This window comes from Paracoccus sp. J39 (assembly GCF_000518925.1).
Classification (GTDB): domain Bacteria; phylum Pseudomonadota; class Alphaproteobacteria; order Rhodobacterales; family Rhodobacteraceae; genus Paracoccus.
Window position 1 is genome coordinate 1 of record NZ_JAEN01000014.1, and the last position, 23285, is coordinate 23285.

General features: G+C 69.8%; 24 protein-coding genes and 1 tRNA gene. 10 read left to right on the plus strand and 15 right to left on the minus strand.

What is annotated here, in order from left to right:
* The 6 genes from L632_RS0114220 to L632_RS0114245 all read right to left on the minus strand — a co-directional run.
* The coding region (locus tag L632_RS0114220; protein ID WP_028714510.1) for a hypothetical protein at window positions 1-422 on the minus strand (422 nt) is incomplete at its 3' end.
* Between the two features lie 82 nt (window positions 423-504).
* The gene (locus L632_RS0114225) at window positions 505-834 is read right to left on the minus strand and encodes a helix-turn-helix domain-containing protein (RefSeq protein WP_028713298.1); all 330 of its coding nucleotides are present in this window, start codon (window positions 832-834) and stop codon (window positions 505-507) included.
* A gap of 114 nt (window positions 835-948) precedes the next feature.
* Window positions 949-1024, minus strand: a tRNA-Thr gene (locus L632_RS0114230).
* 47 nt (window positions 1025-1071) lie between these two features.
* Window positions 1072-2844 carry a heme biosynthesis protein HemY gene (locus L632_RS0114235; protein ID WP_036698364.1) on the minus strand — a complete coding sequence of 591 codons (1773 nt, stop codon included), beginning with the start codon at window positions 2842-2844 and terminating at the stop codon, window positions 1072-1074.
* Between the two features lie 10 nt (window positions 2845-2854).
* Complete coding sequence (locus L632_RS0114240) at window positions 2855-4357, minus strand: hypothetical protein (RefSeq protein WP_028717025.1); 1503 nt, start codon at window positions 4355-4357, stop codon at window positions 2855-2857.
* Window positions 4358-4483: 126 nt separating this feature from the next.
* Complete coding sequence (locus L632_RS0114245; protein ID WP_028713295.1) at window positions 4484-5158, minus strand: uroporphyrinogen-III synthase; 675 nt, start codon at window positions 5156-5158, stop codon at window positions 4484-4486.
* A 64-nt stretch (window positions 5159-5222) separates the two neighbouring features.
* On the opposite strand from L632_RS0114245, the gene tsaD reads away from it, so the two are divergent.
* The 5 genes from tsaD (at window position 5223) to L632_RS0114270 (ending at window position 9799) form a co-directional block, all read left to right on the plus strand.
* Window positions 5223-6293: a tRNA (adenosine(37)-N6)-threonylcarbamoyltransferase complex transferase subunit TsaD gene (gene tsaD, locus L632_RS0114250; protein WP_028713294.1), complete on the plus strand. Its 1071-nt coding sequence runs from the start codon at window positions 5223-5225 to the stop codon at window positions 6291-6293.
* Complete coding sequence (locus L632_RS0114255) at window positions 6290-7234, plus strand: NAD(P)H-dependent glycerol-3-phosphate dehydrogenase (RefSeq protein WP_028717026.1); 945 nt, start codon at window positions 6290-6292, stop codon at window positions 7232-7234. The genes tsaD and L632_RS0114255 overlap by 4 nt, the downstream gene beginning before the upstream one ends.
* Window positions 7234-7506 carry a YciI family protein gene (locus tag L632_RS0114260; RefSeq protein ID WP_036698393.1) on the plus strand — a complete coding sequence of 91 codons (273 nt, stop codon included), beginning with the start codon at window positions 7234-7236 and terminating at the stop codon, window positions 7504-7506. Before L632_RS0114255 ends, L632_RS0114260 begins: the two co-directional genes overlap by 1 nt.
* On the plus strand, window positions 7506-7931 hold the full coding sequence (locus L632_RS0114265) for an EVE domain-containing protein (RefSeq protein ID WP_028713291.1): 426 nt from the start codon (window positions 7506-7508) through the stop codon (window positions 7929-7931). Before L632_RS0114260 ends, L632_RS0114265 begins: the two co-directional genes overlap by 1 nt.
* A gap of 77 nt (window positions 7932-8008) precedes the next feature.
* On the plus strand, window positions 8009-9799 hold the full coding sequence (locus L632_RS0114270) for an ABC transporter transmembrane domain-containing protein (protein ID WP_028717027.1): 1791 nt from the start codon (window positions 8009-8011) through the stop codon (window positions 9797-9799).
* Window positions 9800-10412: 613 nt separating this feature from the next.
* Here L632_RS0114270 and L632_RS0114275 read toward each other — a convergent pair.
* Window positions 10413-10952 carry a CAP domain-containing protein gene (locus L632_RS0114275; protein WP_084648110.1) on the minus strand — a complete coding sequence of 180 codons (540 nt, stop codon included), beginning with the start codon at window positions 10950-10952 and terminating at the stop codon, window positions 10413-10415.
* A 131-nt stretch (window positions 10953-11083) separates the two neighbouring features.
* Here L632_RS0114275 and lysM point away from each other — a divergent pair, with 131 nt between their 5' ends.
* The 3 genes from lysM to L632_RS0114290 all read left to right on the plus strand — a co-directional run bounded on the left by lysM (window position 11084) and on the right by L632_RS0114290 (window position 13867).
* A complete protein-coding gene (gene lysM, locus L632_RS0114280; protein ID WP_028717029.1) occupies window positions 11084-11572 on the plus strand; it encodes a peptidoglycan-binding protein LysM in 489 nt (162 codons plus the stop codon).
* Between the two features lie 131 nt (window positions 11573-11703).
* Complete coding sequence (locus L632_RS0114285) at window positions 11704-13590, plus strand: acyl-CoA synthetase (protein ID WP_028717030.1); 1887 nt, start codon at window positions 11704-11706, stop codon at window positions 13588-13590.
* A 4-nt stretch (window positions 13591-13594) separates the two neighbouring features.
* Window positions 13595-13867 (plus strand): HNH endonuclease, encoded by a 273-nt coding sequence (locus tag L632_RS0114290; RefSeq protein WP_028717031.1) that lies wholly within the window; start codon window positions 13595-13597, stop codon window positions 13865-13867.
* Window positions 13868-13893: 26 nt separating this feature from the next.
* Here L632_RS0114290 and ettA read toward each other — a convergent pair whose 3' ends face one another.
* From ettA to rimO, 3 genes are all read right to left on the minus strand, one after another.
* Window positions 13894-15549 (minus strand): energy-dependent translational throttle protein EttA, encoded by a 1656-nt coding sequence (gene ettA / locus L632_RS0114295; RefSeq protein ID WP_028717032.1) that lies wholly within the window; start codon window positions 15547-15549, stop codon window positions 13894-13896.
* Window positions 15550-15618: 69 nt separating this feature from the next.
* The gene (locus L632_RS0114300) at window positions 15619-16476 is read right to left on the minus strand and encodes a sulfotransferase (protein WP_028713284.1); all 858 of its coding nucleotides are present in this window, start codon (window positions 16474-16476) and stop codon (window positions 15619-15621) included.
* A 78-nt stretch (window positions 16477-16554) separates the two neighbouring features.
* On the minus strand, window positions 16555-17937 hold the full coding sequence (rimO, locus tag L632_RS0114305; protein ID WP_028713283.1) for a 30S ribosomal protein S12 methylthiotransferase RimO: 1383 nt from the start codon (window positions 17935-17937) through the stop codon (window positions 16555-16557).
* A gap of 127 nt (window positions 17938-18064) precedes the next feature.
* Between rimO and L632_RS0114310 the strand changes: the two genes are divergently transcribed.
* Together L632_RS0114310 and L632_RS0114315 are read left to right on the plus strand one after the other, a co-directional pair.
* On the plus strand, window positions 18065-18517 hold the full coding sequence (locus L632_RS0114310; protein ID WP_230377409.1) for a hypothetical protein: 453 nt from the start codon (window positions 18065-18067) through the stop codon (window positions 18515-18517).
* A 64-nt stretch (window positions 18518-18581) separates the two neighbouring features.
* The gene (locus L632_RS0114315) at window positions 18582-18938 is read left to right on the plus strand and encodes a hypothetical protein (protein ID WP_028713281.1); all 357 of its coding nucleotides are present in this window, start codon (window positions 18582-18584) and stop codon (window positions 18936-18938) included.
* A 59-nt stretch (window positions 18939-18997) separates the two neighbouring features.
* Here L632_RS0114315 and L632_RS0114320 read toward each other — a convergent pair whose 3' ends face one another.
* The 5 genes from L632_RS0114320 to L632_RS0114340 all read right to left on the minus strand — a co-directional run bounded on the left by L632_RS0114320 (window position 18998) and on the right by L632_RS0114340 (window position 23156).
* A complete protein-coding gene (locus L632_RS0114320; protein ID WP_028713280.1) occupies window positions 18998-19759 on the minus strand; it encodes an ABC transporter permease in 762 nt (253 codons plus the stop codon).
* A complete protein-coding gene (locus L632_RS0114325) occupies window positions 19756-20685 on the minus strand; it encodes an ABC transporter ATP-binding protein (RefSeq protein ID WP_028713279.1) in 930 nt (309 codons plus the stop codon). The genes L632_RS0114320 and L632_RS0114325 overlap by 4 nt, the downstream gene beginning before the upstream one ends.
* Before the next feature lie 106 nt (window positions 20686-20791).
* Window positions 20792-21556, minus strand: coding sequence for a 1-acyl-sn-glycerol-3-phosphate acyltransferase (locus L632_RS0114330; RefSeq protein WP_028713278.1), 765 nt, complete (start codon window positions 21554-21556; stop codon window positions 20792-20794).
* Window positions 21556-22485: an ABC transporter permease gene (locus L632_RS0114335; RefSeq protein ID WP_036698369.1), complete on the minus strand. Its 930-nt coding sequence runs from the start codon at window positions 22483-22485 to the stop codon at window positions 21556-21558. Before L632_RS0114335 ends, L632_RS0114330 begins: the two co-directional genes overlap by 1 nt.
* Window positions 22482-23156: a cell division ATP-binding protein FtsE gene (locus L632_RS0114340; protein ID WP_028713276.1), complete on the minus strand. Its 675-nt coding sequence runs from the start codon at window positions 23154-23156 to the stop codon at window positions 22482-22484. Before L632_RS0114340 ends, L632_RS0114335 begins: the two co-directional genes overlap by 4 nt.
* Between the last annotated feature and the right edge of the window lie 129 nt (window positions 23157-23285).

Here is a 23285-nt window from a genome sequence, read left to right on the forward strand (position 1 = left end):
TGGCGCCTCTGGTTTTCCGGCATGGCCTGATAGCTGTCGTAATCGGCGGCGAGGATCAGCCGGGCGAGGCCGGCCTCGCGCGCCGCCTTCAGGTTCTGNGCGCTGGTCTTTTCCAGGTCGCCCAGGGTGATCTCCAGGCCGGAGGCCAGAAACAGCGCCTTCGCCTCGAAGACCTTGGCCACATACTGGTTGTAGCCCTCGATGGTCCAGCTCGTGCCCGCCGTCTCGCCCTCGCCGTTCACGATCAGCGCCAGCGCCCATTCGCCCCGCGCATTCGTGGTCGCCTCGACCTTCTGCGTCACCACCCGCACCCCGCCGTCGAAAATGTCCGAGCCCTGCAGCGTGGCGACGATCTTGCCCGCGGCGACCGGGGCGAGCGTCGCGTCCACCAGCACCCCCCTGACTGTGGCTTTGTTCGGCATCTGTCCCTCTCCTCATCCGAATGGCCCGGCCATTATCCGGCAGAGGCGCCAGCGTTGCCGCAAAGGGCCGTGCAACGGGCGGCTAGGGCGCCTCCCCGGCCGGCAGGCCGCGGCTCTGGCGCCAGAGGTCGGGCGTGCTGCCCTCGGTCTCGCGGAAGACGCGGATCAGGTGCGAGGCGTCGCAGAAGCCGGTCTCCTCGGCGATGCGGGTCACGGTGCGGTCGGTGCGCGCCAGCAGCATGCGCGCCTGCGCCAGCCGGATGCGGATCGAGGCATCGGCCGGCGGGATGCCCAGGTCGGCGTTGAAATGCCGCTCAAGCTTGCGCCGCCCCACACCGAGGTCGCGGGCAATGCGCGCGATCGGCAGCGGCGCGTGCAGGTTCTGCTGCATCGCCAGAAGCGCCCGCCGCACCAGAGGGTCCCGCGCATGCAGCTCAAGCGGAAGACCAGGCTGAGGACGGTCTCCGGCCCGAAAAGCAGAAACCCCGGACAAGCCAACGCAATACATTGACTTGTCCGGGGTTTCTGGTGCCGGTGAAGGGACTCGAACCCCCGACCCCATCATTACGAATGACGTGCTCTACCAGCTGAGCTACACCGGCATATGCCGCGCCGGATAGCAGGTTACGGCGCGGCCGAAAAGGGGGGATCAGTATTTTTTCCCCGCGATCTTCGCCTCCTCAGGCTCGGGCGGTTCGACATCGGGGCGCACCGGCAGGATGTCGCCCTGCGCGGCGACCAGCGGCTGGCGCTCGGACTCGGGCGGGGCGGCCTCGGCCGGGGCGGCTGCCGGTTCGGGCTCGGGGTCGGTGACGGTCATCGCGGGTTCCGCCCCGGCCGAGACCGGCGAAACCCGGCGATAATCCGATTCGCGCGGCACCATGCCGGGCGAGACATCCGCGATCTCGACCGGGGCCGGGGCGTCTGGGGAAGGCTGCGCCCCGGGCTGCGGACCGACCATGCCGGGCGACGGCGCGCCGGCGGGCTGCGAAGCCGTGGCAAGCGGCGTCGGAACCGGCACCGCCCCCCCCGCCCCATGCCTGTCCCCGACCAGCAGCGGCAGCATCTCGGCCCCGTTCGCGGCCGGCGCGCTCCAGACCGGGCTGTCCGGCTCGCGCCAGGTCAGCGTATCGAAGCCGCCGCAGCTGTCGCAGGTCGGGGACCAGTCCGCCATGACGTTGTGGCACTTGTCGCAGACCCATTGCGGGCCGCGGCTGGCGACCAGCGCACGCGCCAGAATGCCGCGCACCACCGCGTCGTCCGAGCCTTCGCCGCGCTCGACGGCGGCCAGGATCGACAGCGAGCGCACCGTCGGATGCTTCTCGGCCAGATCGCCGAGCGCGCGGCGGGCGCCGGGGAAATCCTCGGCGGCCAGCAGCAGTTCGGCGCGCAGCAGCCGGGTCTCCTCGTGATCCGGGTTCTGCCGCATCAGATCCTCGAAACGGCGCAGCCGCGCGGCCGGCTTCTCGTCCGGCACGATCTCGGCATAGGTCGCGGCGATCGCGGGATGCGGGCGCACGCTCCAGGTCTTTTGCAGCACCCGGCCGGCGTTGCGGGGATCGTTCTGGGCGATGTAGCTGCGCGCGGCCAGCACCGCGGCCGGGATCAGGTCCGGGCTGGCCCGGTTGGCCGAGATCGCGGCCTCGCGCGCGCTGATCGAATTGCCCTCGGCGAGCACCTCGGACGCCTCCTTCAGCGCCAGCACGGCATCGCGGCGGACATGCACGTCCTTGGGCAGCTGGCCCTGCTTGCGCTTGTCCTTGAGCACCGCGCGCGCGCCCTTCCAGTCGCCTTCGCGGGTCTGCAGCTCCAGCAGCATGTCCTGGACCTCGCCGTGCTTGGGCTTCAGCGCATAGGCCTTTTCCGCCAGCTTCAGCGCGGTGGCGGTGTCGCCCTCGGCCAGCTTGTGGTGCATCAGCCCGCGCACGCCGACGAAGCGGGTGCGCGGATCCGAAAGCAGCCGGCGATAGATCTCGGCCGCCTTGGCGCGGTCGCCGGCCACCTCGGCGGCCTGCGCCGCCAGAAGATCGGTGACATGCGGCTTGTCGAGGAATTTCGCCGCCTTCGCCGCCTTGTCCTGCGCCAGCCGGCCCTCGCCCGAGGCGACGGCCAGCATGCCCTCGGACAGGGCGTCGTAGCCCTTGCGCTCGCGCGAGCGGGCGAAATAGCGGTTGATCGCCGTCTCGTCGCCCAGCAGGAAGCGCAGGAAGGCCAGAAGCAGGGCCAGCAGCCGCACCACGGCCCAGCCCAGCACCACCACCACCAGCGCCGCGATCACCAGCTGCACCGGCCCCAGCGTGTATTCGGTGCCGCCATAGACCATGCTCAGGCCCTGGCCGGTTTCCGAAAGCTGCATGGCGCCCAGCGTCAGAACCAGCACGATGGCGAAGAAGATCAGGATTTTCAGTGCCGAAAGCAGCATGGCGCGCCCCTTACATGCTGCCCGCGGCCAGAGCGGCCAGCGCGGCATTGGCTTCGATCCACGTCCGGGCGCGGGAGGTCCAGCCGGCCATCGCCGCCTGAGCGGATTGCGGCAGGGTGGCGATCTCGTCCAGCGCGCCCTTGATGTCGCCGGCATTCACCGCCGCATCGGCGCGCGACAGGATGGCGTCGGGATCGCCGCCCTCGCGCGGCTCGACCGAGCGGGCGCCGGTCTGCACCCGCAGGAAATTCCCGATGACGCCCAGCGCGCCCTCGGCCTCGGGCGCGTCGCGCAGCGCGGCGGCCAGGCCCTCGCGCGCGGCGGCGGGAAAGCCCGCGCGCAGCTGGCCCAGCGTCGGGACGTCGCCGGCCAGCACGGCGGGCGGCTCGACCCCGGCGGCGCGCAGGTCGGCCAGCGCCTGATCGCGCGGGCCGCCGGTCTCGAGCGCGGCCTGCAGCGCCGCGGCGGCGGTGGCGGCCTGGGCGCGGCGATTGGCCGCCTCGGCGCTTTCCTGCAGGGTCGAGGCCTGCGCCTCGGCGGCGGCGATGCGCTTCTCGGCCTCCTCGGCCGCGGCGGCGATCTGCGCCTGCAGCGCCTCGGCCTGGGCGGCAAAGCCCTGGATCTGCTCGGCGGTGGCCGTATCGGTCGCCGGACGCGCCGCAAGCTCGTCGATGCGGCCCTGCTGCGCCGCCAGCCGCGCGGTCAGCTCGTTCAGCACTTGCTGCAACCCGTCGCTGTCCTCGCCCGAGACCACCGGCGCCACGACGGGACGCGCAGCCAGTTCGGCGACGGCCTTTTCCAGCGCGGCCAGCTTTTCCCCCTGCGCCTGCAGCGCCTCGGCCTGGCCGGCCTGGGACTGCCCCTCGGCATCGGCCAGCGCCTGGCGCGCCGCATCCGCCCCGGCCTCGGAGGCGCGGTTGGCAAAGGCGTCGGCCTGGGTCTGGATCTCTTCGCGCGCCGCCTCGATGGCGGCCTCGCGGGCGGCGGCGATCTGGGCCTCGGTCGGGGCGGGATCGGTCCCGACCGGCTGCCAGGCGGGCGGCAGATGCGGAATCGCCCACCAGGCCGCCGCGGCGCCCAGGCCGGCGGCGACGACGCCGCCCAGGAAGGTCGGCGCGAAACCGGCCTTGCGCACCTCGACCACGCGGGTTTCGACCTTGGCGGGCTGCGGCTGCGAAACGGCCGGCTTGGGCGCCTCGGCCGGCCCGGCATCCGACTTGCCGACCGGCGGCACGGTGCCCGGCTTCGCCTCGGCGGCGGACGGCGGCACGGCGGTTTTCGATTCGGCGGAGGGCTTGCCGGTCGCCGGCTTGGGCGCGGCGGCATCCGGGCCGGTGCCGCTGCCGACCAGCCTCGATTCGATCTGCGGCTTCGGCTCGGGCTTCAGGGCGGCGGCGCCCTCGCCGGCGCTGACCGGGCGGCTGTCGATCGCCGCGCCCGAAACCGCTTTTTTCTTTCCGTCTTTTCCGGGGCTTGCCTTGTTCTCGCTGGAATTGGTTTCTGGCTTCTTCACAATTCTTCCCCGTTCCCTTTCGTGTCGCAGCCCGGCTGCCGGGGCAGGCCCTGCCCCCTCCGCCCGCGATCATGCCTGGCTCCCGCCGGCAGTCTAGTCGCGGGGGCGTGGCGCCTCAACCCGCCCTCATGCGGATTGTTCCGTTGCCAGCAGGCGCCGGATCGCGCAAAGCATCCCCTCCGCGTCGGGCGTGGGCGCCAGCGCGACCTGCGCCGCCGGCCCCGTCCAGGCTTCGCGCGCCGCGGCGCTGATCGGCGCCAGCCACAGCGGCGCCCGCGCCCCCGCCGCCTGATCCGCCAGTATCCGCGCCGAGCGGGGCGAGAACAGCGGCAGGATCACCGGCGCCGCGCCCGCCAGCACCGTCCGCGCCGGCCCGTCCAGCGGCTGGGGCAGCTGGTCATAGACCACCATGCCCGGCACCGGCAGCACCTTGGCGACATGGGCGCCGTGCGGATGCAGCCAGCCCTCGCCCAGCCCCTCCAGCAGCGGCAGCATCCGCGCCGCGTCGCCCGGCCCCTCGGCGACGTCGAAACCCGCGGCCCGCGCCGCCTCGGCCGTGGCCGGGCCGACGCAGATCGCCGGCCGCCCGCGCCCCTGCCCCGCCGCCGGCACGGCATTGACCGAGGTGAAGACCAGCCCCCGCGCCGCCGCCAGCCGCGCGGCGTCATGCGCGACCGGCCGGATGCGCAGCACGGGCGAGATCAGCACCTTCAGCCCCGGCTGTCCCAGCCCTGCGGCAAATCGCCGCGAGGCCGGTTCGGGCCGGGTCAGCAGTACGATGGGCGCGGGGTTGGGCGGCATGGCAATCGGCCTGACAAGGTGTTACTTCCCCCTTGCCTAGGCCCTTGGCGGCGCGGGAACAAGGATGAGCATGGGACTGACCTTTCTGGGCATAGAAAGCAGCTGCGACGACACCGCCGCGGCGGTGGTGCGCGACGACCGCAGTATCCTTGCCTCGGTGGTGGCGGGCCAGACGGCGCTGCATGCCGATTTCGGCGGCGTGGTGCCCGAGATCGCCGCCCGCGCCCATGCCGAGAAGCTGGACCTCTGCGTCGAGGAGGCGCTGGCCCAGGCGCGGCTGCGCCTGTCGGATCTGGACGGCATCGCCGTCACCGCCGGGCCGGGGCTGATCGGCGGCGTGCTGTCGGGGGTCATGCTGGCCAAGGGGCTGGCGGCGGGCAGCGGCCTGCCGCTAATCGGCGTGAACCACCTTGCCGGCCATGCGCTGACGCCGCGGCTGACCGACGGTGTCGCCTATCCCTATCTGCTGCTGCTGGTTTCGGGCGGGCATTGCCAGTTCCTGCGCGTGGACGGCCCCGAGGATTTCGCCCGGCTCGGCGGCACCATCGACGATGCCCCGGGCGAGGCTTTCGACAAGGTGGCGAAACTTCTGGGCCTGCCGCAGCCGGGCGGCCCCTCGGTCGAGGACGCCGCGCGCGCCGGCGATGCCCGGCGCTTCGCCCTGCCCCGGCCGCTGCTGGACCGGCCGGGCTGCGACCTGAGCTTTTCCGGCCTCAAGACCGCCGTCCTGCGCCAGCGCGACGAGCTGGTCGCGGCACAGGGCGGCCTGCACCAGCAGGACCGCGCCGATCTTTGCGCCGGCTTTCAGGCGGCGGTGGCCGAGGTGCTGGCGGAAAAGACCCGCCGCGCGCTGGCGCTGGCGCCCGCTCCGGCGCTGGCCGTGGCCGGCGGCGTCGCGGCCAACGAAACGCTGCGCACGGCCTTGCAGGCGGTCGCGGCCGAGGCGGGCGCGTCCTTCCTCGCCCCGCCGCTGCGGCTTTGCACCGACAATGCCGCGATGATTGCCTGGGCCGGGATCGAGGCTTACCAGGCCGGCCGGCGCGACGGCATGGATCTGGCCGCGCGCCCGCGCTGGCCGCTGGACCGGACGGCCGCGCCGATGCTGGGCGCCGGCAAGCGGGGGGCCAAGGCATGAGCGTCGCGGTGATCGGGGCCGGCGCCTTCGGCACGGCGCTGGCAGTTTCGCTGGCAGGCAAGGGGCCGGTCACGCTCTGGGGTCGCGACACCGGCTGGACCGCGACGCGCGAGAACCCGCGCCTGCCCGGCGTCTCGCTGCCGCCCGCGCTGCGCGTCACCGACCGGCTGGAGCAGATCGCGGCCGAAACCGTGCTGCTCGCGCTGCCCGCGCAGGTGCTGGGCGGCTTTCTGGCCGAGCACGGCGGGCGCTTCGACCGCCGCAATCTGGTCAGCTGCGCCAAGGGCATCGACCTTGCCACGCTGACCGGGCCCTCGGCGCTGATCGCCGCCGCCTGCCCGCATGCCACGGTGGCGGTGCTGACCGGCCCCAGCTTCGCCGCCGACATCGCCCGCGGCCTGCCCACGGCGCTGACGCTGGCCTGCGCCGACGCCGGCGCGGCCGAGGCGCTGCAACGCCAGCTGTCCACCGCCACGCTGCGGCTTTACCGCACCACCGACGTCGCCGGGGCCGAGCTGGGCGGCGCGCTGAAGAACATCATCGCCATCGCCGCCGGCGCCGCCATCGGCGCGGGCTATGGCGACAGCGCGCGGGCCAGCATCGTCACCCGCGGCTTTGCCGAGATGCTGCGGCTGGCCACCGCGCTCGGCGCCCGGCCCGAGACGCTGACCGGCCTGTCGGGTCTGGGCGATCTGGTGCTGACCTGCACCTCGGAACAGTCGCGCAATTTCCGCTATGGCCTGGCGCTGGGATCGCGCCGCCCCTTCGCCGCCGGCACCACGGTCGAGGGCGCCGCCACCGCCCGCGCCGTCACCCAGCTGGCCGAAAGGCTGGGGATCGAGATGCCGATCTCGAATCTGGTCGCGGGCCTTGCCGAGGGCCGCATCGCCATGGAACATGCGCTGGATTTTCTGCTGAAGCGCCCGCTCAAGGAGGAATGATGCCCCTTTTCGCCGTGATCTGCCGCGACCATCCTGGCAAGCTGCAAACCCGTCTCGACACCCGTGAAAAGCACCTGGCCTTTCTCAGGGCGCAGCCCGGCCTGCAGATGGCCGGTCCGCTGATCGAAGAGGGCGAGATGCGCGGCTCGCTGCTGGTGGTCGAGGCCGAGGGGTTGACCCAGGTCAAGGAATGGGCGGCGCAGGACCCCTACAAGGCGGCGGACCTGTTCGCCTCGGTCGAGGTGATCGAATGGAAGAAGGTGATCGGCTGATGGCGTATTGGCTGTTCAAATCCGAGCCTGACGTCTTCAGCTTCGACGACCTGATCGCCCGCGGCGACAAGGGCGAGCAATGGGACGGGGTGCGCAACTATCAGGCCCGCAACAACATGCGCGCCATGAAGAAGGGCGAGCGCGGCTTCTTCTACCACTCGAACATCGGCAAGGAGATCGTCGGCATCTGCGAGGTCGTGGCCGAGGCGCATCCCGACTCGACCGCCGCGGACCCGAAATGGGAATGCGTCGATGTCCGGGCCGTCGCCCGCGTCAACCGCCCCGTCTCGCTGGACGAGGCCAAGGCCGAGCCGCGGCTGGCCGAGATGGTGCTGGTCAACAATTCGCGCCTGTCCGTGCAGCCGGTCTCGGAGGCGGAATGGGATGTGATCCTGGAGCTCGCGGGCGGCACGCGGGATATCTGAAGCACCGGCATGCCGGAACCGGCCGGGCGCCGCGCGCACCCCCGGCCCGGCCGCCCGAACGGCAAAGGAAGACAAGCATGGCCCGCGGCACCCCGATCATCGCCGACCGCCCCACCACGCGCCGCATCGGCGCGCTCCGCGCGCTCTGGCCCTTCATCCGCCCCTATCGCGGGCTGCTGGCGGCGGCGCTGGTCGCGCTGGCGGTGACGGCGGCGATCAGCCTGGTCCTGCCGCTGGCCGTGCGGCGGGTGGTCGACGGTTTCGACGCCGGGGCGCATCTGTTGGACCAGTATTTCGGCGCGGCGCTGGCCATCGTCGGGCTGCTCGCCCTGGGGACGGGGATGCGCTACTATCTCGTCACCCGGCTGGGCGAGCGGGTGGTCGCCGATATCCGCAAGGCGGTCTTCGACCGGGTCATCGCCATGAGCCCGGCCTTCTACGAGCGGGTGCTGACCGGCGAGATCATCAGCCGCATCACCACCGACACCACGCTGATCCAGTCGGTGATCGGTTCCTCGGTCTCGATCGCGCTGCGCAATTTCCTGATCCTGGCCGGCGGCATGGTGATGCTGGTCTGGACCTCGGCCAAGCTGTCCGGCCTGGTGCTGCTGCTGGTGCCGCTGATCGTGGTGCCCATCGTCGTGCTGGGCCGGCGGCTGCGCAAGCTCTCGCGCGAGAACCAGGACTGGATCGCGCTGTCCTCGGGCGCGGCCTCGGAAAGCCTGCTCTCGGCGCAGACCGTGCAGGCCTTCACCCATGAGGGACCGACCCGCGCGCGTTTCGCCGAGGTCACCGACCGCTCCTTCGACGCGGCGCTCAGCCGGGTCAGGACGCGCACGGTGATGACGGTGATCGTGATCTTCCTGATCTTCTCGGGCGTACTGGGCGTGCTCTGGGTCGGGGCGCGCGACGTGCGCATGGAGGCGATGACGGTGGGCGAACTGGTGCAGTTCGTCATCTATGCGGTGCTGGTCGCCGGCGCCGTCGGCGCGCTGTCGGAAATCTGGGGCGAGCTGCAGCGCGCCGCCGGCGCCACCGAACGGCTGACCGAGCTGCTGACCACGCAGGACACGCTGACCGACCCGGCCGATCCCGTCACCCTGCCCCGCCCGGTCAAGGGCGCCATCGGCTTCGAGGAGGTGACCTTCCACTATCCCTCGCGCCCCGACCGTTCGGCGCTGGAGGGCGTGACGCTGGACATCCGCCCCGGCGAGACGGTGGCGCTGGTCGGTCCCTCGGGCGCCGGCAAGACCACGGTGATCCAGCTGCTGCTGCGCTTCTGGGACCCGGATGCCGGCACGGTGCGCATCGACGGCATCGACCTGCGCGCCATGGCGCGGGCCGATTTCCGCCAGGCCATCGCGCTGGTGCCGCAGGATCCGGTGATCTTTGCCGCCACCGCGCGCGAGAATATCCGCTTCGGCCGCCCCGGCGCCTCGGATGCCGAGGTCGAGGCCGCCGCCCGCGCCGCCCATGCCGACGAGTTCCTGCGCCTGCTGCCCCAGGGCTATGACAGTTTCGTCGGCGAGCGCGGCGTGATGCTGTCCGGCGGGCAGAAGCAGCGCATCGCCATCGCCCGCGCCATCCTGCGCGACGCGCCGATCCTGCTCCTGGACGAGGCGACCTCGGCGCTGGATGCCGAATCCGAGCGGCTGGTGCAGCATGCCGTGGACGAACTGGCCCGCTCGCGCACCACGATCATCATCGCGCACCGGCTGGCAACGGTGAAGAAGGCTGACCGCATCGTGGTCTTCGACCACGGCAGGATCGTGGCGCAGGGCCGGCACGAGGAACTGGTGGCGCAGGGCGGGCTTTATGCCCGGCTGGCGCGGCTGCAATTCACCGAAGGCGCGGCGGAAACCGCGTAAGCGGCGGCCAGGCGACAGGCGCGATGCGGGGAGGCGACGGCCGCCCCGAGATTCCCGCCGCCCGGCCATGGTGAAGGCAGGCCCGTTTCATGGTCGGGCCATGATCCCCCCGCATATCCCCGGCGTCGTGGCGAGGAGCCGGCCCGGCGATCCACGCTCCGGCAATTCCACAACGGCGCAGCAGCCGTGAAGACCCTCTCCAGCCTGCGGTCCATGTCGTTCGGCGCACCCCGGGGGGCGTCGTGAGGGCCGCGGCAAGCCCGCACCCGCAGCAAGGGAAACGGCGGCGAAACGGCCTCGCGTAAATAGACCGGGCTGCGGGGTTTCCGGGCTCCCGTCAGGCGACCGGGCTTCCGGGCGCTGCTGGACCGACTCCGCCCTTCCATGGCAACGGCAACGGGAGATCGCCCCTGCCGCCCGGGCCTGCAACCGCAAGCGCCGTGATGATGGCCGCGCGAGGGCCTCGGTCAAGCGGCCGGTCTCGCGGCGCGGTGGGGCGGATCCACCCCTCTCCGCCCACCTTGGCCTTCTCGGCACGGCAGCGGGGAACCGGCAATACCGGGCAGGGTCGCATCCGGAAAGCGCCGCGGCTGGGAGGCCGGGGCGGGTCCGTTCAGCGCGGGGCGCTGTAGACCGCCGCCCAAAACACGGTCTTGCCATCCGCCCCGACCGCCTTGCCGATGCCGTAATGCCGGGCCTGCGGGATCAGGATATTGGCAAGATGGCCCCTGGAACGCGCCCATTCCTGCAGCACGCGCTCTTGCCCCCAGGGACCGGCGGCGATGTTTTCGGCCGCGACGCGGGGCTTGTAGCCCTGACTCTTCAGCCGCTGCATCGGCCCCGAGGACTTGCTGTCGCGATGCGACATCACCCCCCGCTTGGCCATGTCGCAGGCATGGCGCGCCGCCGCCGCGGCAAGATCCCGGTTGGACCGCAGGGGCGGCAGCCCCCGCGCCTGGCGGGTGGCGTTGGTGGCGCGCACCGCTGCCTCGTTTTCAGGCATCGAGGTCTGGTAGCAGGTGACCGTCCCCGGGCCCGCCCCGCCGGGCCCGACCGATTTCGTCGAGATTCGCACCCCTTCCGCCCAGGCGGCAGGCACCCCCAAGCCAAGAAATGCGACAAAAAGCAGGAATTTAGCAGATGTGTTCAACATTCGATTTCCTCTAGACGGGCAGAAGCTAGGAGCGACGGTCCATTTTCTCAACTTCTGATTGCTTAAATTTGTCTGGAACCGGCGGATCGGCGGAGCGTTGCCGCCCGAGACGCAGCCTGAAAGGAGAGGTCATGGCTATCTGGGATTTCGTGAAGGACGCCGGCAAATCGCTTTTCGGTTCGGAAGCCGAGGCGCAGGAGGCGCCCGCGCAGCCCGCGCAAAGCGACACCGACCGCAAGGTGGCGGCGCTCAAGGCCGAACTGTCCGCCCTGGGCCTGACCGGCAAGGACGTGCACCTGAAACTGCGCGGCGACACGGTGGTGATCTCGGGCAAGGCGCGCAATCAGGAGACGCTGGAGAAGCTGATCCTGGCGGTGGGCAACATCAAGGGCATCGCCCGGGTCGAGCTGGCCGAGGGCGCCGGCACGGAAGCCCCCGCCCCGACCGCAGCGGCCCCGGTGTTCCATACCGTGCAAAAGGGCGAGACGCTTTCGGCCATCGCGCAGAAATACCTGGGCAAGGCCAGCCGCTATCCCGAGATCTTCGAGGCCAACAAGCCCATGCTCAGCCATCCCGACAAGATCTATCCCGGCCAGACCCTGCGCATTCCCCAGACCTGACCCCTGCCGGCCGCGACGCTGCGTTCGCCGCCCGGCTGGCGTGGCGGAACGCTTGCCAGCACGCTGATAGTTGGACCATTCTGCCTCTCGGCGGGGCGCGACCCCGGGAGGAAGAACTGGGAGGTAGGATAATGGTCAGGTTCGCGAACGTCGCAGACCGCGATGCGGTCGAGACGGAGATGCCCTATGCGCAACGCCAGGTGCCGCAGACGGTCTATCAGGCCCTGACCGAGACCCGCGACCGCCATCCCCAGCGCCCGGCGATCAGCTTCCAGCTGTTCTCGGACCCGAAGGCTCCGGCCCGCACGCTGACCTGGACCGAGTTGCATGAGCGGGTGACCGAGACGGCGAACCTGTTCCGCAGCCTGGGCGTCGGGCCGGGGGATGTGGTGGCCTATCTGCTGCCCAATTGCATCGAGGCGCCGATCGTGCTGCTGGCCGGGGCGACGGCGGGGATCGTCAACCCGATCAACCCGCTGCTGGAACCCGACCACATCGCCGCCATCCTGCGCGAGAGCGGCGCCAGGGTGCTGGTGACGCTGAAGAGCTTCCCGAAATCCGAGGTCGCCCAGAAGGCGGCCGAGGCGGTGGCGCAGGCCCCGAACGTGCAGACCGTGCTTGAGGTGGACCTGCGCGGCTATCTGACCGGCGTCAAGCGCCTGCTGGTGCCGCTGATGCGGCCCAAGGTCCCGACCCGGCACCATGCCAAGGTGATGGATTTCGAAGCCGCCGCCAGCGCCCAGAAGCACAACCGCCTGACCTTCGACGAACCGGCCGAGGACCGCGTCGCCGCCTTCTTCCACACCGGCGGCACCACCGGCATGCCCAAGGTCGCCCAGCACAAGCAATCGGGCATGGTCTACAACGGCTGGCTGGGCGGCACGCTGCTGTTCAGTGAAACCGACGTGCTGATGTGCCCCTTGCCGATGTTCCACGTCTTCGCGGCCTATCCGGTTCTGATGTCCTGCCTGACGTCGGGCGCGCAGCTGGTCATGCCGACGCCGGCCGGCTATCGCGGCGAGGGGGTGTTCGACAACTTCTGGAAGCTGATCGAACGCTGGCAGGCGACCTTCCTGATCACCGTGCCCACGGCCATCGCCGCGCTGATGCAGCGCCCGGTCGATGCCGATGTCTCGTCGCTGAAGACCGCGATCTCGGGCTCGGCGCCCTTGCCGATCGAGCTTTACAACCGCTTCAAGGCCGCGACCGGGGTCGAGATCGCCGAGGGCTACGGGCTGACCGAGGCGACCTGCCTCGTGTCCTGCAACCCCATCGACGGGCTGAAGAAGGTCGGCTCCGTCGGCCTGCCCCTGCCCTATACCCATGTCCGGATCCTGCAGCGCCAGAACGGCGGCTTCCGCGAATGCGCCACCGATGAGATCGGCGAGATCTGCATCGCCAATCCCGGCGTCTTCGAGGGCTCGACCTATACCGAGGCCGACAAGAACAAGGACCTCTTTGCCGAGGGGCGCTTCCTGCGCACCGGGGATCTGGGCCGGATGGATGCCGACGGCTATCTGTGGATCACCGGCCGGGCCAAGGACCTGATCATCCGCGGCGGCCACAACATCGACCCCGCCGAGATCGAGGACGCGCTGCTGTCGCATCCCAAGGTCGCCTCGGTCGGCGCCATCGGCCAGCCCGACAGCTTCGCGGGCGAGCTGCCCTGCGCCTATGTCGAACTGGTCGCAGGGGCCGAGGTCGGCCTGGACGAGCTGATGGAGCATGCCCGCGCCCATATCCACGAACGCGCCGCCGTTCCGAAGCATATCGAGATCTTGCCGGAACTGCCCAAGACCGCGGTGGGCAAGATCTTCAAGCCGGACCTGCGCAAGCTGGCGATCAAGCGCGTCTACGACGAGGCGCTGGCCGGGGCCGGGCTGGCGGTCGAGGTGGCCGAGGTGGTGGACGACCGCAAACGCGGGCTGGTGGCAAGGCTGGCGCGGCGGGGCACGGTGGATGACAAGGCGGTGGCCGATTGCCTGGGCCAGTTCACCCTGCCTTGGGAATGGGCCTGAAGCCATGAACCCGGTCTGCCCGCTTTGCGGGCGGCCGATTCCACCGGGCGTGCCGCAAAGCCGGCACCATCTGGTCCCCAAGCTGCGCGGCGGCAAGGGCGGCGAGATGGTGCTGCTGCATCAGGTCTGCCACTCGACCATCCATCGCAAGCTGAGCGAGACCGAGCTCGCACGGCAATACAACACGGTCGAGGCGCTGCGCGGCCATCCCGAACTGGCGCGCTTCTTCGCCTGGGTGGCGAAGCGGCCGCCGGGCTGGAAGGGCAAGGTGCGCTAGGGCGCACCCTGCACAGGGCGCCGGCCCTAGCGCATGAACTTCTTGTATTTCACCCGCTTCGGTTCGATGGAATCCGGGCCGAGGCGGCGAACCTTGTCGGCCTCGTAATCCTCGAAATTGCCCTCGAACCATTCGACATGGGCGTCGCCCTCGAAGGCCAGGATATGCGTGCAGAGCCGGTCGAGGAAGAAGCGGTCGTGCGAGATGATGACCGCGCAGCCGGCGAAATCCTCCAGCGCCGCCTCCAGCGCCTGCAGCGTCTCGACGTCCAGGTCGTTGGTCGGTTCGTCCAGCAGCAGCACGTTGCCGCCCGATTTCAGCAGCTTCGCCATGTGGACGCGGTTGCGTTCGCCGCCCGAAAGCAGGCCGACCTTCTTCTGCTGGTCGCCGCCCTTGAAGTTGAAGGCCGAGCAATAGGCGCGGCTGTTCATCGTCGCGTCGCCCAGCTCGATCTGCTCGGCCCCGCCCGAGATTTCCTCCCACACCGTCTTGTTGGGATCCAGCGCATCGCGCGACTGGTCCACGTAGGAAAGCTTCACCGTGTCACCGTAGCTGATCTCGCCCGCATCGGGCTTTTCCTGCCCGGTCAGCATCTTGAACAGCGTCGACTTGCCGGCGCCGTTCGGGCCGATCACGCCGACGATGCCGCCCGGCGGCAGGCTGAAGGTCAGGTCCTCGATCAGCAGCTTGTCGCCCATGGCCTTTTTCAGGCCGTCGACCTCGATCACCTTGTTGCCCAGCCGCTCGCCATTGGGAATGATGATCTGGGCGCGGGTCAGCTTCTCGCGCTCGGACTGGCTGGCCAGCTCGTTATAGGCGTTGATCCGGGCCTTCTGCTTGGCCTGACGCGCCTTGGCGCCGGCGCGGATCCATTCCAGTTCCCGCTCCAGCGTCTTCTGCTTGGCCTTGTCCTCGCGGGCTTCCTGTTCCAGCCGCTTGGCCTTCTGCTCCAGCCAGGCCGAGTAATTGCCCTCGTAGGGGATGCCGCGGCCGCGGTCGAGTTCCAGGATCCAGCCGGTGATGTCGTCGAGGAAATAGCGGTCGTGGGTGACGATCAGGATGGTGCCGGGATATTCGATCAGGTGCTTTTGCAGCCAGGCGATGGTCTCGGCGTCCAGGTGGTTGGTCGGTTCGTCCAGAAGCAGCATGTCGGGCTGTTCCAGCAGCAGCTTGCACAGCGCCACCCGGCGGCGTTCGCCGCCCGACAGGCTTTCCACGTCGGCGTCGTCTGGCGGGCAGCGCAGCGCCTCCATGGCGACGTCGATCTGGCTGTCGAGATCCCAGAGGTTCTCGGCGTCGATCTCGTCCTGCAGCTTCGCCATCTCGTCGGCGGTCTCGTCCGAGTAGTTCATGGCCAGCTCGTTGTAGCGGTCGAGCTTGGCCTGCTTGGCCTTGACGCCCTCCATGACGTTGCCGCGCACATTCAGCGCCGGATCAAGCTGCGGTTCCTGCGGCAGATAGCCGACGGTCGCGCCCTTGGCGGCCCAGGCCTCGCCGGTGAAGTCCTTGTCAATGCCGGCCATGATGCGCAGCAGCGTCGACTTGCCGGCGCCGTTCACGCCGACGACGCCGATCTTGACGCCGGGCAGGAAGTTCAGGCGGATGTTCTCGAAGGTCTTCTTCCCGCCCGGATAGGTCTTGGACACCCCGTCCATGTGGTAAACGAACTGGTAGGAGGCCATGATCTTTCCTCGTTGCTGAACCCGTGAAGTTGCGCGCTATGTAGTCGAGCAGGGGCGAAAGGGGAAGGCTCAGCGGAACTGCCGGGTGAATTCCGGCCCGAAGGTCCGGTCGAGAAACTCGAACTGCGGTTCCAGCTTCTCGCGCAGCCGGGCGCGGGCCTTGTCGGGCACCACCAGCGCGTTGTCCGAGGCGAAGACCTTCTTGCCGACATCGCGATAATCATGCGGGGCCAGGCCCAGGAAATCCTCGACCCGGCGCAGGAAGCCCAGGGGATCGCGGGCAATCATGCCGAAGGGCATGTAAAGCAGCCGGTCGGGGCCGAAATGCGCGTTCCAGCGCGGCACATAGCGCATGTAGTCGCCGCGATCCATCAGCACCGGATCCTCGACCTCGCGCAGCCAGTCCTCGACGCCCTTCGGGCGGCGGCGCGCGCGGGTCAGGTTCATCTTGAGCTGCGAGATGGCGCGATCCACCGGATGGCGGATGATATAGACGAACTTCGCCTGCGGCAGGAATTTCGCCACGAAATCCACGCCTTCCGGCGGAAGGGTCGAATATTCGGGGGTGACGTCGATCGCCTTTGCCCCCTCGGGCGCCGGGGCGAAGACCAGCTTGTACCAATGGTTGGTGAACATCGGCTCGCGGGTGATGCGGTCAAGATAGCGCACCATGTGGCGCGGCATCTCCTCGCCGCGGGCGGCCCAGCGTTTCTCGATGTTCTGGCGGCCGCGGCGGAAATGCCAGGGCAACCATTTGCGATGCTCCTCGATGAAGCGATGGTTGAAGAACTGCACCTCCTTGAACGGAGGCGTCCAGACCTCGGGATGCTGGCCCAGCATCTGCGACAGCCAGGTGGTGCCGGCCTTCTGGGCGCCGATGCCGAGGAAATCGGGTTTGCGGGGCTTGCCTTCAGGGTCCCAGTTCATCCGTGCCGCCTTGTTGCGTCGCTGCCGCCCCTGATAAGCCAGCCGGGCCCGCGCCACAACCGGGGCGGTCATCGCCGGTCAGAGCCGGCCCCAGAGGTCGTATTCGCCGGCCTCGTCCACCGTCACCGTCACGATGTCGCCGGGGGTCAGATCCTCGAAGCCCTGGTCGATGAACAGGTTGCCGTCGATTTCCGGCGCATCGGCCTTGGTCCGGCAGGTGGCGCCTTCGGCATCGACGCTGTCCACGATCACCTCGATGCGGCTGCCGAGCTTCGCGGCCAGCTTCGCCTCGGAGATCGCCTGCGCCTTCTGCATGAAGCGGTCCCAGCGGTCCTGCTTGACCTCTTCGGGCACGTGGTCGGGCAAGTCGTTCGCCCGCGCGCCCTTGACGTTCTCGTATTGGAAGCAGCCGACGCGGTCCAGCTGCGCCTCGTCCAGCCAGTCCAGCAGGGTCTGGAACTCGGCCTCGGTCTCGCCCGGATAGCCGACGATGAAGGTCGAGCGCAGGGTGATCTCGGGGCAGACGGCGCGCCAGGCGGCGATCTCGTCCAGCGTCTTGGCCGCCGCCGCGGGCCGGGCCATGCGGCGCAGCGTGTCCGGATGGGCGTGCTGGAAGGGGATGTCCAGATAGGGCAGCACCAGCCCCTCGGCCATCAAGGGGATCAGGTCGCGCACATGCGGATAGGGATAGACGTAATGCAGCCGCACCCAGGCCCCGAGTTGGCCAAGGTCGCGGGCCAGGTCGGTGATATGCGCGCGATGCCCGCGCTCTTCGGCGAACTTGCGGTCGAGCCCGTAGGCCGAGGTGTCCTGCGAGATCACCAGCAGCTCGCGCACGCCGGCCTCGACCAGCTTCTCGGCCTCGCGGATCACCGCATGCGCCGGGCGCGACACCAGCTTGCCGCGCATGTCGGGGATGATGCAGAACTTGCAGGCGTGGTTGCAGCCCTCGGAGATCTTCAGATAGCTGTAATGCCGCGGCGTCAGCTTGACGCCCGAGGCCGGCAGCAGGTCCACGAACGGATCGGGCGAGGGCGGCACGGCGGAATGCACCGCGTCCAGCACCTGCTCGTATTGCTGTGGGCCAGTCACCGCCAGCACGGAAGGGTGCGCGCCGGTGATGTATTCCGGCTCGGCCCCCAGGCAGCCGGTGACGATCACCTTGCCGTTTTCCGACAGCGCCTCGCCGATGGCCTGCAGGGACTCGGCCTTGGCCGAATCGAGGAAGCCGCAGGTATTCACGATCACCGCGCCGGCGCCCTTGTAGTCGGGGCTGATGGCGTAACCCTCGGCGCGCAGGCGGGTCAGGATGCGCTCGCTGTCCACCAGCGCCTTGGGACAGCCGAGGCTGACCATGCCGATGGTCGGTTGCCCGTCCCTTCGCCCCCCCTCCCCTTGTGCAGAGTCGAAGATCGGGCTGGGGGCTAGATCGGGGCGCAACAGGGGCGGGTTCTGGCTCATGATGCGCGGCATATAGTGGCAAGCGGGCCGCTTGTTAAGCAGGAAGCGCGGCTCGCCGGAACGTCATTTGGCCTTGCGCGCCGGAACGGGCATATCGGCGGGGATGACGAATAGGATGCGCGCCCTAATGCCCCGGATTTCCGCCTGCCTTGCCCTGCTGCTGACCCTGGTCCTGCTGGCCGCGCCCGAGGCGCAGGCCCAGCAGCGCGGCCGGGGCGAGCCCATCGTGATCATGAACAACCGCGGCGGCAACGTGGTCGAGGCGATCCGGTATCGCAACCGGCTGGCGGCCAGCGGCCGCCCGGTCGAGGTGCGGGGCTATTGCCGCTCGGCCTGCACCATCTACATCACCCTGCCGAACGCCTGCCTGGGACCGAATGCGACGGTGGGATTCCATGCCCCGCGGCTGCCGGGCACCCGGATCATCCCGCCGATCGTGGACGAGCTGATGGCGCAATATTACCGCAACGGCATCCTGCAGATGTGGAATGCGCGCTGGAAGCACTCGCTGCAGATGCAGAAGATCTCGGCGCGGGAATATGTCCGGCTGGACCCGCAGACCCGGCTGTGCCGGCGCTGAGGCGCACCCAGCGGGGTGACCGGGGCGCGGTTTCATGGCAGGCTGGACCCGAAGGAGGACAGCCATGTCGGGACAAGGATGGGCCGCGGTCGCCGCGGCCATGATCTGGGCTGGCGCAGCGGCCGCGCAGACGCCGTGGTTCGACGCCGGCAACCAGGCGATGATCATGCATCAGGGCGACCTGCTGGAACAGCAGACCGCGCCGAACGGCGGCGCGCCAGCCGGCAAGGCGGGCAAGAAGCCGGTGCGGACGGCCGACTGCTCGATCTCGGCCAGCCGCGAGCGGCTGCGGCCGGAATACCACCGGCGGCTGCAGGCGCAGGGACGCCAGGCGGCGGATGCCTGGCTGCAGCAGCAGGCGGCGGCGCTTGGCCGGCACGCAGCACAGATGGCCAAGGCCGGAACGCCCTGCCGGCCGTAGAGGGGCGGCGCATCGGCCGCAGGCGCGCGCTCAGGCGCGGCCCGGCGGCGCGACGGGAATCACTCCCGCAGCCGCCAGCCGGTCAGGAAGATCCAGCGGATCGCACCCATGCAGACCAGGATCATCAGCGCCACCGCGGCCAGCGACAGGCCCACCGGCACGTCGGCAAAGCCGAAGAAGCTCCAGCGGAAGCCCGAGATCAGGTAGAGTACCGGGTTGAGCTTGGCGACCCCCTCCCAGAAGGGCGGCAGCATCGAGGCCGAGTAGAAGGCGCCGCCCAGGAACACCAGCGGCGTGATGACCATCATCGGCACGATCTGCAACTGCTCGAAATTCTTGGCCCAAAGGCCGATGATGAAGCCCAAGAGCGAGAAGGCGACGGCGGTCAGGACCAGGAAGGCCAGCATCCAGAACGGATGCGCGATATGCACGCCGGTGAACCAGAAGCTGGTCAGAAGGATCACCAGCGCGATCATCACGGCCTTGGTGGCGGCGGCGCCGACAAAGCCCAGCGTGACCTCGATCCAGCCGGTGGGCGCGACGAGGATCTCGTAGATCGTGCCGGCGAATTTCGGGAAATAGATGCCGAAACTGGCGTTGGCCACCGATTGCTGCAGCACCGTCAGCATCATCAGCCCCGGCACGATGAAGGCGCCATAGGCCACGCCCTCGACCGCCTGGATGCGCCCGCCGATGGCGGCGCCGAAGACGACGAAATACAGCACCGTCGACAGCACCGGCGACGCCAGCGACTGCCAGATCGTGCGGAAGAACCGCGCCATCTCGTGGTTGAAGACGGCACGGGCGGAACGCCAGTTCATGCGGTTTCCTCCTCGACCAGCGACATGAAGATCTCTTCGAGGCTGCTCTGCTTGGTCGAGACGTCGCGCACGGCGATGCCGCGCTCGGCCAGTTCGGCCAGCAGATGCGCGATGCCGGTGCGCTCGGCCCTCGTGTCGTAGTCATAGCCCAACTCGCGCCCGTTGGCCGAAAGCACCAGCCCGCGCCCCGCCAGTTCGGCGGGCAGAGTCGCCAGCGGTTCGTAAAGCGAGACGGTCAGGTGCTTCTTGCCGAATTCGCCCATCAGCTCGTCCTTGGACTTGACCAGCAAGAGCTCGCCCCGGTTGATGACGCCGATGCGGTCGGCCATGTCCTCGGCCTCTTCCAGGTAATGCGTGGTCAGGATGATGGTCACGCCCTCGGCGCGCAATTCGCGCACCACCTGCCACATCTCGCGGCGCAGCGTCACGTCCACGCCCGCCGTCGGCTCGTCCAGGAACAGCACCTTGGGCCGGTGCGACAGCGCCTTGGCGATCAGCACCCGGCGCTTCATGCCGCCCGACAGCTCGCGCGTCTTGGCCTCGCGCTTGTCCCACAGCGCCAGGCTGCGCAGCAATTGCTCGATATAGACCTCGTCCGGCGGCTCGCCGTAAAGCCCGCGGGTGAAGCGCACGCAGTCGAGGACGCTTTCGAAGGGCTCCAGCGCGATCTCCTGCGGGACCAGGCCGATCAGCTTGCGCGCCGCGCGCCAGTCCGTGCGGATGTCGTGGCCGCCGACGCGCACCGTGCCGCCGGTCGGCACCACCAGGCCGCAGATGATCGAGATCAGCGTGGTCTTGCCGGCGCCGTTCGGGCCGAGCAGCGCCAGGATCTCGCCTTCCTCGATCTGCAGCGAGACGTCGTTCAGCGCCACCGTGCCGCTGCCGTAGCGCTTGGAAACATGGTCGATGTCGATGATCGGACGCATCCCGTCCCCCTGTTCTGGCCCGAAGGCCCGCGAATCCGCCGGGCAGGTTGGACCGCAACCGGCCGCGGGTGCAATGGCGAAAACGCCCCTGACCTTGCGTCAGCCGTCAGGCCGGCGGCAGGCCGCCCGCTTCGGCCAGCAGCCGGTCGCTGGCGGTCTCGATCCGTGCCTCCAGAAGCTCCATCACCGCGGTCGAACGCGGGCCGGCCGGGATCGGCGGCAGGAACTCGATCACCGCGGTGCCGCCGCGGATCGGGATGCCGCGCTTGGGCCAGAACAGGCCGCAATTCACCGCGACGGGATGGATGGAGAGGCCGGTCGCGCGCTGGATCGTGCCGGCGCCGTGCTTGTAGGGCAGTTTCTGCCCCGGCCGGGTGCGGGTGCCCTCGGGATAGATGATGAGCTGGCCCAGACCCTCGGGGCGGGCGCGGGCGGCCTCGATGCCGGCGATGATCTGCTTCATCGCTTCCTTGCCGCGCGCGCGGTCGATGGGGATGCAGCCGACCTTGCGGGCGAACCAGCCCATGATCGGCACGCGCAGCACCTCGCGCTTCATCACGAAGGCGCGGCGCGGACAGGCGCGGGCCAGCGCGAGGATGTCGAGAAAGCTCTGATGCTTCGAGGCGACGATGCATTCTCCCGCGGGCGGCGTGCCGCGATATTCGATGCGCACCCCCAGGATGACCCGCGCCGCGCCCAGCATCTGGTCCAGCCACAGGCGGGCGACGCGATGCGCGCGCTCGGGATGGACCAGCACCTGCGGCAGGCCCCACAGCCCCAGCGCAAAGGTCACCAGCGCCGCGTAAAGGTAATAGACCACCGCGCGCAGCCAGTCCAAGGGCGAAGGCGGGCGCGGATGGTAGGGATTCATCAGCGCACCTCGCGCAGCATCTTCAGCGCCGCCCAGCGGGTGGCGGCAAAGCCGATCGCGGCGGCGACGGGCGGCACCAGCAGCGGCCAGAGCCAGCCCCAGCCCTGAAAGCCCAGCCCGGTCAGGAAGCTTCCCGCCTGATCCATCGAGGGCAGCGCCCAGATGGCCGCCATCCCCAGCGCCGTGCCCCCGGCCGCGCCCATGGCGGCGCGGCGGGTAAAGCGGCGCACGAAGGCGGTGGCGATGGTGATGTCGCGCGCACCGATCAGCCGCAGCACCCGGATCACCTGCCCGTTCGCGGCCAGCGCCGCCTTCGCGGCCAGCGTGATCATCGCCCCCGAGGCGGCAGCGATCAGCAGCAGCGAGACGAGCCCCAGCACCCGCAGCCGGTTCGCCGCCGAGACCAGCGGCTGGCGCCAGCGGGTATGGTCGTCCAGCACCGCGCCCGGCGCCTCGCCCTGCAGCCGCAGGCGCAGCGCGGCGGCATCGAAACCCTCGGCGGCCTCGGTGATCTCGATCAGCCGCGGCACCGGCAGGGCCTCGACCGGGACATCGGGGCCGAACCAGGGTTCCAGCAGCTTTTCCACCTCCTCATCGGGCAGCAGCTTGGCCTCGGCGATGCCCGGGGTGGTCTTCAGCGCCTCCATCACCGTCACGGTCTGCTCGTCGATCTGGTCCTCGGGGGCCGAGATGCGCACGGTGACGGTCTGCGCCAGCTCGGTCGACCAGCGTTCGGCCAGCCGGCCGGTGGCCAGCGCCAGCGCCAGCGCAAAGACCGCCAGAAAGGCCATGGCGCCGGCCGAGAACACCGTCAGCTGCGCGGTGAAGCCGGTCGGCGGCACCACGCGGTCCGTTCCCGCCGGGTCCGGCCGGGTCAGCCCCCGCCACAACGTCGCCAGGTCGAGCGATTTCAGTTCGGCTTTCTTCACAGGTCCGCCCCCGCCAGTTGCAGCCTCTTGCCCGCGATGCGCAGCACCCGCGCCTGCACCTGCTGCTTGGCGGCGCGGATCAGGTTCAGGTCATGCGTCGCGATCAGCACCGCCTTGCCCGAGCGGTTCAGCTCGATCAGCAGCTGCAGCAGCCGCATCGACATGTCCCAGTCCAGGTTGCCGGTCGGCTCGTCCGCCAGGATCAGGTCGGGCGACATGATGACGGCGCGGGCCAGCGCGGCGCGCTGCCGCTCTCCCCCCGACAGTTCCGGCGGCATGGCGCGGGCATGGCCGGACAGCTGCACCCAGGCCAGCAGGTCGCCCAGGGCCGGCATGTCCACCTGCTCGCCCGAGACCAGCAGCGGCAGGGCGATGTTCTCGGCCACCGGCAGGTGGTCGAGAAATTGCGTGTCCTGATGCACCACCCCCACCCGGCGGCGCAGCGCGGCGATGCCGTCGCGCGACAGCCCGCGCACGTCCTGGCCGAATGCCGTCATGCGCCCGGCGCTCGGCAGCAGCTCGGCATAGCAGAGCCGCAGGAAGGTGGTCTTGCCCGCACCCGAAGGGCCGGTCAGGAAATGGAAGGAACCCGGCTGTAGCGTCAGCGACATATCGGCAAGCAACGGATCGTTGCCGCTGTAGCCGAAGGACAGGTTCTGCATCTCGATCACTGGTCGTCCCTTTCTGAGCGGGCCTTTCCGAGCGGGCTGCTTGGCGCGCGGTTCGTGGCTTGATAGAACAGTCGCGCGGCGAATGCGAGACGCCCGCATGACCGAAACCGCCCCTGTCCGGAGACGAAA

Bases quoted from the DNA above. Each gene is read 5' to 3' on its own strand.
- L632_RS0114255 (WP_028717026.1), top strand. From the start codon at position 6,290: ATGAGCGTCGCGGTGATCGGGGCCGGCGCCTTCGGCACGGCGCTGGCA.
- L632_RS0114290 (WP_028717031.1), top strand. From the start codon at position 13,595: ATGAACCCGGTCTGCCCGCTTTGCGGGCGGCCGATTCCACCGGGCGTG.
- L632_RS0114245 (WP_028713295.1), bottom strand. From the start codon at position 5,158: ATGCCGCCCAACCCCGCGCCCATCGTACTGCTGACCCGGCCCGAACCG.
- L632_RS0114330 (WP_028713278.1), bottom strand. From the start codon at position 21,556: ATGAATCCCTACCATCCGCGCCCGCCTTCGCCCTTGGACTGGCTGCGC.
- ettA (WP_028717032.1), bottom strand. From the start codon at position 15,549: ATGGCCTCCTACCAGTTCGTTTACCACATGGACGGGGTGTCCAAGACC.
- L632_RS0114320 (WP_028713280.1), bottom strand. From the start codon at position 19,759: ATGAACTGGCGTTCCGCCCGTGCCGTCTTCAACCACGAGATGGCGCGG.
- L632_RS0114235 (WP_036698364.1), bottom strand. From the start codon at position 2,844: ATGCTGCTTTCGGCACTGAAAATCCTGATCTTCTTCGCCATCGTGCTG.
- L632_RS0114315 (WP_028713281.1), top strand. From the start codon at position 18,582: ATGTCGGGACAAGGATGGGCCGCGGTCGCCGCGGCCATGATCTGGGCT.
- L632_RS0114310 (WP_230377409.1), top strand. From the start codon at position 18,065: ATGCCCCGGATTTCCGCCTGCCTTGCCCTGCTGCTGACCCTGGTCCTG.
- lysM (WP_028717029.1), top strand. From the start codon at position 11,084: ATGGCTATCTGGGATTTCGTGAAGGACGCCGGCAAATCGCTTTTCGGT.
- tsaD (WP_028713294.1), top strand. From the start codon at position 5,223: ATGAGCATGGGACTGACCTTTCTGGGCATAGAAAGCAGCTGCGACGAC.
- L632_RS0114270 (WP_028717027.1), top strand. From the start codon at position 8,009: ATGGCCCGCGGCACCCCGATCATCGCCGACCGCCCCACCACGCGCCGC.
- L632_RS0114300 (WP_028713284.1), bottom strand. From the start codon at position 16,476: ATGAACTGGGACCCTGAAGGCAAGCCCCGCAAACCCGATTTCCTCGGC.
- L632_RS0114325 (WP_028713279.1), bottom strand. From the start codon at position 20,685: ATGCGTCCGATCATCGACATCGACCATGTTTCCAAGCGCTACGGCAGC.
- L632_RS0114285 (WP_028717030.1), top strand. From the start codon at position 11,704: ATGGTCAGGTTCGCGAACGTCGCAGACCGCGATGCGGTCGAGACGGAG.
- L632_RS0114265 (WP_028713291.1), top strand. From the start codon at position 7,506: ATGGCGTATTGGCTGTTCAAATCCGAGCCTGACGTCTTCAGCTTCGAC.
- rimO (WP_028713283.1), bottom strand. From the start codon at position 17,937: ATGAGCCAGAACCCGCCCCTGTTGCGCCCCGATCTAGCCCCCAGCCCG.
- L632_RS0114275 (WP_084648110.1), bottom strand. From the start codon at position 10,952: ATGTTGAACACATCTGCTAAATTCCTGCTTTTTGTCGCATTTCTTGGC.
- L632_RS0114260 (WP_036698393.1), top strand. From the start codon at position 7,234: ATGCCCCTTTTCGCCGTGATCTGCCGCGACCATCCTGGCAAGCTGCAA.